Source organism: Microbacterium laevaniformans, assembly GCF_016907555.1.
In the GTDB taxonomy this organism is placed as follows: domain Bacteria; phylum Actinomycetota; class Actinomycetes; order Actinomycetales; family Microbacteriaceae; genus Microbacterium; species Microbacterium laevaniformans.
In genome coordinates this window covers 899007-910130 of the sequence record NZ_JAFBCE010000001.1, presented here as the reverse complement: position 1 = coordinate 910130, position 11124 = coordinate 899007, and the positions used below count along the sequence as shown (strand labels likewise).

General features: G+C 68.7%; 11 protein-coding genes. 5 read left to right on the top strand and 6 right to left on the bottom strand.

Annotated features, from left to right (window positions below; translation table 11 throughout):
* Positions 1-96 precede the first annotated feature (96 nt).
* Positions 97-441: a hypothetical protein gene (locus JOE53_RS04215; RefSeq protein ID WP_005049071.1), complete on the top strand. Its 345-nt coding sequence runs from the start codon at positions 97-99 to the stop codon at positions 439-441.
* Positions 442-463: 22 nt separating this feature from the next.
* Here JOE53_RS04215 and JOE53_RS04210 read toward each other — a convergent pair whose 3' ends face one another.
* A complete protein-coding gene (locus JOE53_RS04210; RefSeq protein WP_204946876.1) occupies positions 464-862 on the bottom strand; it encodes a hypothetical protein in 399 nt (132 codons plus the stop codon).
* Between the two features lie 101 nt (positions 863-963).
* Here JOE53_RS04210 and JOE53_RS04205 point away from each other — a divergent pair, with 101 nt between their 5' ends.
* Positions 964-1542, top strand: a complete 579-nt coding sequence (locus JOE53_RS04205) for a copper resistance CopC family protein (protein ID WP_204946875.1) — start codon at positions 964-966, stop codon at positions 1540-1542.
* A gap of 9 nt (positions 1543-1551) precedes the next feature.
* Complete coding sequence (gene lpdA / locus JOE53_RS04200; protein WP_204946874.1) at positions 1552-2952, top strand: dihydrolipoyl dehydrogenase; 1401 nt, start codon at positions 1552-1554, stop codon at positions 2950-2952.
* A gap of 156 nt (positions 2953-3108) precedes the next feature.
* Here the strand turns inward: lpdA and JOE53_RS04195 are convergent, their stop codons facing one another.
* The 4 genes from JOE53_RS04195 to JOE53_RS04180 are packed head-to-tail and all read right to left on the bottom strand — an operon-like array spanning position 3109 to position 6536.
* Positions 3109-3753, bottom strand: a complete 645-nt coding sequence (locus tag JOE53_RS04195; RefSeq protein WP_204946873.1) for a CYTH domain-containing protein — start codon at positions 3751-3753, stop codon at positions 3109-3111.
* The gene (locus tag JOE53_RS04190; protein WP_061681743.1) at positions 3750-3977 is read right to left on the bottom strand and encodes a hypothetical protein; all 228 of its coding nucleotides are present in this window, start codon (positions 3975-3977) and stop codon (positions 3750-3752) included. The genes JOE53_RS04195 and JOE53_RS04190 overlap by 4 nt, the downstream gene beginning before the upstream one ends.
* A gap of 54 nt (positions 3978-4031) precedes the next feature.
* Positions 4032-5561, bottom strand: coding sequence for a CoA-acylating methylmalonate-semialdehyde dehydrogenase (locus JOE53_RS04185; RefSeq protein ID WP_204946872.1), 1530 nt, complete (start codon positions 5559-5561; stop codon positions 4032-4034).
* A gap of 39 nt (positions 5562-5600) precedes the next feature.
* Positions 5601-6536, bottom strand: a complete 936-nt coding sequence (locus JOE53_RS04180; protein ID WP_204946871.1) for an NAD(P)-dependent oxidoreductase — start codon at positions 6534-6536, stop codon at positions 5601-5603.
* A gap of 200 nt (positions 6537-6736) precedes the next feature.
* Between JOE53_RS04180 and JOE53_RS04175 the strand changes: the two genes are divergently transcribed.
* Positions 6737-7588 carry a LysR family transcriptional regulator gene (locus JOE53_RS04175; RefSeq protein ID WP_036286540.1) on the top strand — a complete coding sequence of 284 codons (852 nt, stop codon included), beginning with the start codon at positions 6737-6739 and terminating at the stop codon, positions 7586-7588.
* Complete coding sequence (locus JOE53_RS04170) at positions 7585-8316, top strand: glutamine amidotransferase (protein ID WP_204946870.1); 732 nt, start codon at positions 7585-7587, stop codon at positions 8314-8316. Before JOE53_RS04175 ends, JOE53_RS04170 begins: the two co-directional genes overlap by 4 nt.
* Before the next feature lie 230 nt (positions 8317-8546).
* Here JOE53_RS04170 and JOE53_RS04165 read toward each other — a convergent pair whose 3' ends face one another.
* A complete protein-coding gene (locus JOE53_RS04165) occupies positions 8547-11003 on the bottom strand; it encodes a glycogen/starch/alpha-glucan phosphorylase (RefSeq protein ID WP_204948170.1) in 2457 nt (818 codons plus the stop codon).
* Between the last annotated feature and the right edge of the window lie 121 nt (positions 11004-11124).

Here is an 11124-nt window from a genome sequence, read left to right as displayed (position 1 = left end):
GTGTGTCGATGTGTGACGACGCCCGCGTGGCCGGCGATCCGCCCGACGTAGCCTGATCGCACCGCCGACACCGGCGGCGTCCACGAGAGGAACCCCGTGTCCGCGAAGCAGAACCGCCTCACGCCCGACCCGGTGCGTCAGGATGCCATCTGCATGTGCGCGACAGGAGGATCCTGCTCCTCGTTCGCCGCCGGTCACGCCGTCCACCTGATCCAGTCGAGGCTGGTGTCGGCCACGCCCAGCGAGTGGGTCGACGCGATCGCGGTGCACTCCACGACGGATGGCACGCTCACCGTTCTCACTCTGGAGGGCCGCGAGATCGAACTGTGGAACGGATCCGGGGCCGCGGCGTCCGTGCCGCAGGGCGCGCCCGTGGCACTCCACCCGCGCTATCACGCCCTCCACGCAGGGGGACGACTCTACAACGTGCTCGTGGGCTGAGCCGCGAGAGACAGAGGCCCGCTCAGGCGGCGGCCATCATCGCGTCCTTGACGGCCATGCACGCGTCCATGCAGGCGCGGCAGGAGTCCGCGCACATGGCGCAGACGGCGCTGTCGTCGGCGTGCATCATGCACATGTCCATGCAGGTCTGACACATCGCGATGCAGGCGTCGAGCATCGCCATCATCGACGCCGGCGTCATGCCCGGCATCCGCAGCATCGCACGCATCATGGTGTTGCACATGTCTGCGCAGTTCATGCACGACGGGGCACAGTCCATCATCTGCATCGAACACACCGTGCATGCCTGCTCGCAGGCGGCGCAGGCGTCCATGCAGGCCTGCATGACCGCGGCATCCATCGCGGGCATCTCGGCCATCGACATCTCGCCGGCCATCGCTTCCATCATCCTGGCGTCCATCTCGCACCGTCCTTCCGGTCACGGCGAGCGCGACGCTCGCCTGCCGCCATGCTAGGACTCCGACCCGGCGCACAACAGGCGCGGATAGGGTCGAGGACGTGATGTCACACAGAGTTCATACGTTCCGTTCGGTCCTGGTCGGCCTCGTCGCGCTCCTGCTCGGAGGGCTCTCCATCGCCGTGGCCACTCCTGCCTGGGCGCATGATGAGCTGATCGGCGCCGACCCGAGCATCAACGCCGACGTCGGCGCACTGCCCGCCCAGATCACCATGACGTTCAGCGGCGTGCTGATGGACGAGCCCGGCGCGACGCAGGTCGTGGTCACGGATGCCGCGGGAGCCTCGCTCACCGACGGCGATCCGACGCTGGACGGCACGCATCTGACACAGGGGCTCGCCGGCAACGCGTCCGGCCCGGTGACGGTGACCTGGCGCGTGGTCTCCAGCGACGGCCACCCGGTCGCGGGGCAGTACACGTTCACCGTCGCCGGCGGTGCCACGCAGAGCCCGTCGACCGGCGAGACGACGACCACGCAGACGCTGACGGCGACGCCGACATCGAGCGGCGACGCAGGCGTTCCGGTGTTCGTCTGGGTGCTGCTCGGCCTGGTGGTCGCGGCCGCGCTCGGCGCCCTCGTGGCGGTGCTTCTGCGGAAGTCCCGAGCCACCCCCGAGGACTAGGCTGAGAGCATGCCTCATTTCAACGTCGTCGTCCTCGGTGCCGGCCCTGGTGGCTATGTCGCGGCGGTCCGCGCCGCCCAGCTCGGCCAGTCCGTCGCCATCATCGAAGAGAAGTACTGGGGCGGTGTCTGCCTCAACGTCGGCTGCATCCCCTCCAAGGCGCTCCTGAAGAACGCCGAGATCGCCCACACCCTGAAGCACAAGGCCGACTTCTTCGGCATCACTGGTGAGTTCAGCCTCGACTTCGGCACGGCGTGGGACCGGTCGCGCGTCGTGGCCGACGGCCGCGTCAAGGGCATCCACTACCTGATGAAGAAGAACAAGGTCACCGAGTTCGAGGGCCGGGGCACCTTCACCGGCCCCAAGGCGATCTCGGTCGCCAAGAGCGACGGCTCCACCGAAGAGGTCACCTTCGACAACGTCATCATCGCGACCGGCTCGACGGTGCGCCTGCTCCCGGGCGTGACGCTGAGCGAGAACGTCGTGACGTACGAGGAGCAGATCCTCACCCGCGACCTGCCGAACTCGATCGTCATCGTCGGCGCCGGCGCCATCGGCATGGAGTTCGCCTACGTCATGACGAACTACGGCGTGAAGGTCACGATCATCGAGTTCCTCGACCGCGCCCTCCCGAACGAGGACGCGGACGTCTCGAAGGAGATCGCGAAGCAGTACAAGAACCTCGGCGTCGACCTCCTCGTCTCGACCAAGGTGGAGTCGGTCGTCGACTCCGGCGACAAGGTCACGGTGACCTACACCGACAACAAGAGCGGCGCGCAGGGCTCGATCGAAGCCGACAAGGTGCTCATGTCGATCGGCTTCGCTCCCCGGGTCGAGGGCTTCGGCCTGGAGAACACCGGTGTGAAGCTCACCGAGCGCGGCGCCATCGAGATCGACGACTTCATGCGTACCAACGTCGAGGGCATCTACGCCATCGGTGACGTCACGGCCAAGCTGCAGCTCGCCCATGTCGCCGAGGCGCAGGGCGTCGTCGCCGCAGAGACGATCGGTGGCGCGGAGACCATGGCCCTCGGCGACTACCGCATGATGCCGCGTGCGACCTTCTGCTCGCCGCAGGTGGCGTCGTTCGGCTACACCGAGGCGCAGTACAAGGAGACCGGACGCGAGTACAAGGTCGCGACCTTCCCCTTCATGGCCAACGGCAAGGCGCACGGCCTCGGCGAGCCGGTCGGCTTCGTCAAGCTCATCGCGGATGCCGAGCACCTCGAGCTCGTCGGCGGCCACCTCATCGGCCCCGACGTGTCGGAGCTGCTGCCGGAGCTCACCCTCGCCCAGAAGTGGGACCTGACCGCTCTGGAGCTGGCGCGCAACGTGCACACCCACCCGACGCTGTCCGAGGCTCTGCAGGAGGCCTTCCACGGTCTCGCGGGACACATGATCAACCTCTGAGCTCCGTGAGCTCTGGAGTACGCTGACTCCTACGACTGACGCCGCCCCAACCGAAGCCGGGGGCGGCGTCAGTGGTTTCCGGCATCCGAGTGACGTTCGTCGGTCCCTTCTCGACGTCATCCGCAGGCGGAAGCGACCGGACGGGACCGACGAGCGTCAGAGTCCGAGGGTGCGGGCAAGTTTCGAATCGGATGCCGCGGGGCGTCCGCCGACCGCCGCGACGGCGGCGGTGACGGCGTCGAAGAGCGCGGTGCGGGCACCGTCGGCCGGCGCGGCAGGACCCAGCTCGAACTCCCACTCGCGCCACGTCGTCTGCACACCGCGGACCTCGTCGGTCGCGACGACGTGGTCGTCGACGAACTCCGCGACGAGCGCGCCCACCTCGTCGCGGAGGGCGTAGGCATGGCGGTCGTTGACGATGCGGGCAATCGGCGCCAGGTCTCCGGCGGCGATCTCGGCCACGGCGTCGGCGACGGCATCCGGGACGGTCACCTCACCGGCGGGCGCGCTCGCTGGCGCCTCATCGAGCGGCCAGTGCGTCTCGAGCCGCCCGCCGTCGGCGGTCTTGGGCCCCTTGATGTGCCATCCCTCGTCCGGTCCTCCGGTGCGGCGGCGCACCGCGTAGCCGGCGCGCCCCAGGGCGAAGCCCGGCACGTCCAAGTACCGGGCATCGAGGTCGCGACGCGCGGGCCCATCGACGACGGCGACATCCGGCAGACCCGACAGGTCGGGCAGCGGGGTGTCGCCGTGGACGTCGAACGTCAGCTCGATCTCGAGCGCGCGCTGGGGCTGCGGCGTCACTCGTCCCGGCCGTCGGGGTCGGGATCGATGTCGTCCTCCGCCTCCACGAAGTGGAACTCGGCGGACGTCGGGCCGTCACCCTCGCCGGTGTTCTCGGCCGCGCCGGTGCGCTCGTAGACGATCTGGGTCTCGCTGTAGGGCAGGATCAGCCGGTCCTGGCTCTCGTCGTCCAGGGGAAGGACCTGCCCGTCCAGCGGGCCTCCGTGCAGTCGTGCGATCGCCATGGTGTACCTCCGACGATGGAGCGGAATGTGGAACTCCAGCCTATCCTGGACGATTCAGTGGGTCGGGAAGCCCAGGCTGATCTGGCTCTCGCTGGGGTCGGGCCACCGCGTCGTGACGACCTTCCGGCGCGTGTAGAAGTTGAACGCCTCCGGGCCGTACATGTGCGTGTCGCCGAACAGCGAGTCCTTCCAGCCGCCGAACGAGAACGCCCCGATCGGCACGGGAATGGGGACGTTGACCCCGACCATTCCGACCTCGATGTCGTACTCGAACTGGCGGGCGGTCTTGCCGTCGCGGGTGAACACCGCGGTGCCGTTGGCGTAGCGGTTGTCGTTGATCAGCGCAACGGCGTCGTCGTAGGAGGCGACACGCACGACCGAGAGCACCGGCCCGAAGATCTCCTCGTCGTAGACGCGCATGCCCGGCGTCACGGCGTCGACGAGCGACGGTCCGATGAAGAACCCGTCGCCGTCCACCGCGAGCTCGCGGCCGTCCACCACGATGCGGGCGCCCTCGTCCGCAGCTCCCGCGACGAAGCCGCGGACACGCTCGAGGGCATCGCGCGTGATCAGCGGGCCCATGTCGCTGTCGGGGTCGGTGCCGTCGCCGACGACGAGTCCGCCGATGCGCTCGGCGACCTTCGCGACCAGCGGGTCGGCGACGTCGCCGACCGCGACGACGACCGACACGGCCATGCAGCGCTCCCCCGCCGAGCCGTAAGCCGCCGAGACCGCGGCATCCGCGGCGGCGTCCAGATCGGCATCGGGCATGACGATCATGTGGTTCTTCGCTCCGCCCAGCGCCTGCACGCGCTTGCCGTTCTCGGCGGCACGCGCGTAGATGTACCTGGCGATCGGGGTCGAGCCTACGAACGACACGGCGCGCACGATCGGGTCGTCCAGCAGTGCGTCGACCGCCTCCTTGTCGCCGTGGACGACGTTCAGGATGCCGTCGGGAAGCCCCGCCTCGGCGAAGGCCTCGGCCAGCCACACCGCCGCCGACGGGTCGCGCTCGCTGGGCTTGAGGATCACGGCGTTGCCGGCGGCAATGGCGGTCGTCACCATCCACAGCGGCACCATCGCGGGGAAGTTGAACGGCGTGATGCACGCGACCACACCCACCGGCTGACGCACCTGGTGCACGTCGACGCCCGACGCGACCTGCTCGGAGTAGTCGCCCTTGAGGTGGTGCATCAGACTGGTGCAGAACTCGACGTTCTCGAGCCCTCGAGCCACTTCGCCGAGGGCATCGTCCACCGTCTTGCCGTGCTCCGCCGTGATGATGCGGGCAAGCTCCTCGGCGCGGGAGGCGACGACCTCGCGGAGGCGGAACATCACCTGCTGACGCTTGCCGAGGCCGGTGTCCCGCCAGCCGCGCTGAGCGGCCTGGGCGCGCCGGGCCGCATCGTGGACGAACGCGGCCGAGGCCAAGGCGACCTCTGCGCTCTGCCGGCCCGTGGCGGGGTTGAAGACGGAACCGGTGCGCCCTGTCGGGCCGACGCGTTCGCCCGCGACGACGTGCGGGATCACGGTGACCGAGCCGGTGGGATCGGCGGAGGTCTGCGGTGCGGATGCGGTGGTCATGGATTGCCCTCTCGATCGGGGTGTGCAGGGGATGGCGGGTCAGGCGGCGGACGCGCCGTCGCGGGACGGGTCGTAGCCGCGGAGGGTGCCGTCCGGCGAGGCGAACCGCGCGACCAGCGTGCAGTCCTTGCCCCCCAGGCCTTCGGCGATGAGGTCGTCGAGCTGGCCGAGCGCGAGACGCGCCGCCGGCAGGTGCACGCCGGTGTCGTCTCCGGCCTGTACGGCCAGTGCGCAGTCCTTGCGGGCGAGCTCGACGGAGAAGGTCGCGTCGAAATTCTTGTTCGCCGCCGCCTTCTCGACGATGCCCGGCACCGGATACCAGGTGCGCAGCGCCCACGAGTCGGCCGACGAGACGCGGGCGACGTCCCAGAACACCTGCGGATCCAGACCGAGCTGCTCCGCGAGTTGCGAGCCTTCCGACACGGCCATGACCGAGATGAAGAGCATCATGTTGTTGACGAGCTTCGCGGCGATGCCGGCTCCCGCCTCACCGCAGGCGATGACGTTGCCTGCCATCGGCGCCACGACCTCCCGCGCCCTCTCCACGTCGGCGGCACCTCCGCCGAGCATGAACGTCAGCTTGCGCGCCTCCGCGCCCGCGGTTCCGCCGGAGATCGGCGCATCCACGAACGACAGACCGCGCTGCTGCGCTCCGGCGTGGCACCAGCGCGATGTCTCCACGTCGACGGTCGAGGTGTCCAGCAGCAAGGTCGACGGCGCCGCGTGCGCAAGGATGCCGTCGATGCCCCCGTACACGCCGCGGACGTGCTCGGGCTTGGGCAGCGAGGTGATCGCGGCATCCGCGCCGTCGATGGCCTCGGCAACCGAGGAGACGATCTGCACTCCCCGCTCGGCGGCGGCCGCCGCAGCAGCGGGGTTGAGGTCGACGCCATGGACGGTGTGCCCCGCGGCAACGAGGTGCGCCGACATGGGCGCACCCATGTGACCCAATCCGATGAAGGCGATCGTGGACATGAGACTCCCTTCGACACCGGCGACGGTCGTCGTCGCGGGCAGTGGCCGCCGTCGTCCTCGACGTCGCCCGTGGCCAGCGTAGGCACCGCGTGACCGTGGATCAATGCACACACTCGCCGCAAACTTGCACCGCAGGTGTGCACTGGTGCACACTCGTCGGCATGCCTGCCGCTCCCCCGGATCCCCCACTGGACGCGCTGATGACATTCCTGTCGGTCGCGCGCCTGGGTCGCTACACGGCCGCCGCCGAGGTTCTCGGGGTCAATCACTCCACGGTGTCCCGTCGGGTCACGGCGCTCGAGTCCGCGATGGGAGGACGTGTCCTGGTCCGCACCGCCGGCGGCTGGGAGGTCACCGATCTCGGTCACCGTGCGGTGACGATCGCCGAGCGCATCGAAGCGTCACTGCGCGAGCTCATCGACGGGGAGAACGCCGATGCCGTGCACGGCATGGTGCGCGTCTCCGCCCCCGATGCCTTCACCTCGGTCTTCCTCGCACCGGCGATGACCGCTCTGCGACGCGAGCACCCGCAGCTCGCGGTCGAGCTGCTCTCGGCGACGCAGCGTGTCCGCCAGAACCGCTCCGGCGTCGATCTGGAGATCGTCGTCGGTCGACCTCAGGTGCTGCGGGCGTACGCGACGCCGGTCTGCGCGTACGCGCTTCGTCTCTACGCGACACCCGACTATCTCGACGAGGCGGGTAGGCCCGACTCGATCGCCGAGCTGGCCGCACACCCCCTCGTGTACTACGTGGAGAGCTCGCTGCAGGTCGATGAGCTCGACCGCGCACTGCAGGAGCTGCCGGACTCGCCGGCATCCGTCCGTTCCACGAGCGTCTTCGCACACGTCGAGGCGACGGCGGCCGGAGCGGGCATCGGCATCCTGCCCGACTTCCTCGGCGACGCCGACCCGCGCCTGACCCGGGTGCTGGACGGCGCCTACGCGCATCCCCTCGCCTACTGGGCCGTCGCTCGCGACGAGGGGCCTCGAAACCCCGCCGTCGCCGCCACCTTGGAAGCCCTCATCTCCTACATCGAAACGGTCCGAGGATGAAGCCGTTCCTGCTGCTCGCGACCCGGGCGGAGGACGTACCCGCCGACGAGGAGTACCGCCTCTTTCTCCGCTTCACCGGGCTGTCGCCGGACGAGCTCGTCCGCGTACGGATGGAGGCAGAGCCCCTCGGAAAGGTGGACCTGGACGCATACTCGGGCATCTTCGTGGGCGGCGGGCCGTTCAACGCGTCGGACCCGATCGAGAAGAAGTCACCCGCACAGCGGCGGGTCGAGGCGGAGATCGCCGCCCTTCTCGACGAGGTGGTGGCGCGGGACTTCCCCTTCTTCGGCGCCTGCTACGGCGTGGGAACCCTCGGCGCACATCAGGGCGCTGCCATCGACGGCACCTACCGGGAACCCATCAGTGTCATCGAGGTCGACAAGACCGGCGCCGGGCACGACGACCCGCTCCTGGCCGGCCTGCCCGACCGCTTCGCGGCATTCGTCGGCCATAAGGAGGCGATCTCCGCGCTGCCGCCGACGGCGACACTGCTCGTTCGAGGCGAAGCGTGTCCCGTGCAGATGTTCCGCGTGGGCCGCAACGTCTACGCCACACAGTTCCACCCGGAGTGCGACGTCGAGGGCATCAGCACACGCGTGCGTGCCTACGCCGGTTACGGGTACTTCGCGCCCGACGAGTTGGATCTCACCCTCGACGCCGTGCGGCGTCTGCCCGTCGTGCACACCGGCAACATCCTGCGTGCGTTCGTCGAACGCTACGCCCGCTGACACCGCGTGCACAGGCGCGAGCCGAAATGCAAGGGATGCCGCGCGACACGCCGCCGCATCCCTCGCGGAGGCGGCGTGCCGGTCAGCACGCCTTGCAGTTGCGGACAGGCAAGGCAAGGCGAGGCGAGGCGGCGCGCTTCGACTCGTCGCTGCGCTCCTCGCTCAACGACCGGGACGCGCGGCGGGCCGGTCGTCGAGCGAGCGCAGCGAGTCGAAGCCGCTGACAGCTCTCAGAGCAGGGGCGGCGTGTGCCAAATGCGCTCGATATAGTCGCGCATCGAGCGGTCGGACGAGAAGAAGCCGGAGCGCGCGACGTTCAGGATCGCGGACCGGGTCCACGCATCCTGGTCGACGTAGGCGGCATCCACCCGCTCCTGCGCCGCGACGTACGACGAGTAGTCGGCCAGCACCATGAAACGGTCGTCGTAGAGCAGGTTCGACACGATCGGCTCGAACACGCTGCGATCGCCGCCCGAGAACGCGCCGGAGGCGATGAGATCCATCGCCCGGCGGAGGTTCTCGTCACCCTGGTAGAAGTCGGCGGGCTTGTAACCCCGGGCCCACAGCGCCTCCACCTCGGGCTCGCTCATGCCGAAGAGGAAGAAGTTGTCATCGCCCACGAGCTGACGGATCTCGACGTTCGCGCCGTCGTCCGTGCCGATCGTCAACGCCCCGTTGAGCGCGAACTTCATGTTGCCCGTGCCCGAGGCCTCCTTGCCGGCCAGCGAAATCTGCTCCGACAGGTCGGCCGCGGGGATCACCCGCTCGGCAAGTGTGACGTTGTAGTTCGGCGGGAACAGCACCTTCAGACGCCCCTCGACGCGCGGATCGGCGTTGACCACTTCTCCGACGGCGTTGATGAGGTGGATGATGCGCTTGGCCATGGCATAGCCGGGCGCCGCCTTCGCACCGAAGATGACGGTGCGCGGGAGCACGTCGGATGCCGCGACCCGCCCCGACACGATGCTCTCGTACTGCGTGACCACGTGAAGGAGCTTGAGCATCTGCCGCTTGTACTCGTGCAGACGCTTGACCATCACGTCGAGCATGTGCCCGTCGATGATCTCCAGTCCGTCACGCGCGCGCAGCACATCGCCCAGGCGACGCTTGTTGGCGGCCTTGACCTCGGCGAACGCCTGACGGAACTGGGGATCCTCGGCGTACGCCTCGAGCTCCCGGAGACGCTCGAGGTCGGTGAGCCAACCGGTACCGATCGCTTCGGTGATCAGCTCGGACAGCCCGGGGTTCGCGAGCCGCACGAAGCGGCGTGGCGTGATGCCGTTGGTGACGTTCGTGAACTTGCCCGGGAAGAAGTCGTTGAAGTCCGGGAGCACCTTGTCGCGCAGCAGCTGCGAGTGCAGTTCGGCCACGCCGTTCACCTTGGCGCTGGCGACCGTGGCGAGGTACGCCATCCGGACGCTGCGCTCCGGGAACTCACCGATGATCGACATGTTGCGGATACGCATCTCGTCATCGCCGTAGCACTCACGCACCGCCTCGAGGAACTCCTCGTTGATCCGGTAGATGATCTCCAGGTGACGCGGCAGCAGGCGTCCCAGAAGGTCGACCGACCACACCTCCAGCGCCTCCGGCAGCAGCGTGTGGCAGGTGTATGCGAAACACTGCTGTGTGATCGCCCACGCGGCATCCCACTCGAGTTTGCGCTCGTCGACGAGCACACGCATCAGTTCGGGGATGCCGATCACCGGGTGGGTGTCGTTGAGCTGGAAGATCACTCGATCGGGGAGCTTGTCGATCTCGAAGTCCGCCCGGAGGGTGTGCTGCAGGAAGTCGCCGATGGATGCCGCGACGAAGAAGTACTGCTGCTGCAGGCGCAACTCCTTGCCCTGGGGCGTGGAGTCCTCGGGGTAGAGGACCTTGGAGATGTTCTCGGCGAACGTCTGGGCACGGACGGCCTCCTCGTAGTCGCCGGAGTTGAAGACACGGAGGTCGAACGAGTCGGTCGCCTTGGCACTCCACAACCGCAGCGTGTTGACGCGCCCGTTGAGGTAGCCGGGCACCATGTAGTTGTAGGGGACGGCGAGCACGTCCCAGCCCGGCACCCAGCGCGACCGGGTGACGCCGGCGTCGTCGTAGGTCTCGGTGTGGCCGCCGAAGGAGATGCGGCGTGCCGCCTCGGGGTGCGGGAACTCCCAGGGCGAACCGAGCGTCAGCCACGCGTCCGGCTGCTCGACCTGCTGGCCGTCGACGAACGTCTGCCGGAAGATGCCGTACTCGTAGCGGATGCCGTAGCCGATGTTGGGCACGCCCATCGTCGCGAGCGAGTCGATGAAACAGGCCGCGAGGCGCCCGAGGCCGCCGTTGCCGAGCCCGGGTTCGACCTCCTGGGCGCGCAGGTCGTCGATGTCGATGCCGCACGCCGCCATCGCCTCGGTTGCGATCTCGGTGAGGCCGCTCGCGAGCAGGTTGTTGTCGAGTTGACGGCCCAGCAGATACTCGGCGGAGAGGTAGCAGACGCCCTTGGCCTGGACGACGCGCTGTCGGCGGAGATCCTCGAGCCACCGCGCCATCAAGTAGTCGCGCACGGTCATGGCGAACGCGAAGTAGCGATCGTTGGGGCTGGAGGCGGACAAGGCCACGCCTCGCTCGTAGTTGAGGTTGCGCAAGAACTGTCGCACGAATCCGTCCACGGAGCTCGCGGGCCCGGTCACCGGCGCGAGCGCCAGAGGATGGGTGGCGTGGAGCGGGTGAGGCGCGGAGGTGGGACCGGTCACAGCTTCGGGTTCTGACACAGATCACACGCTAACGTGCGCCCCCGCCGGATGCACATCGACGGGAGTCATCTTC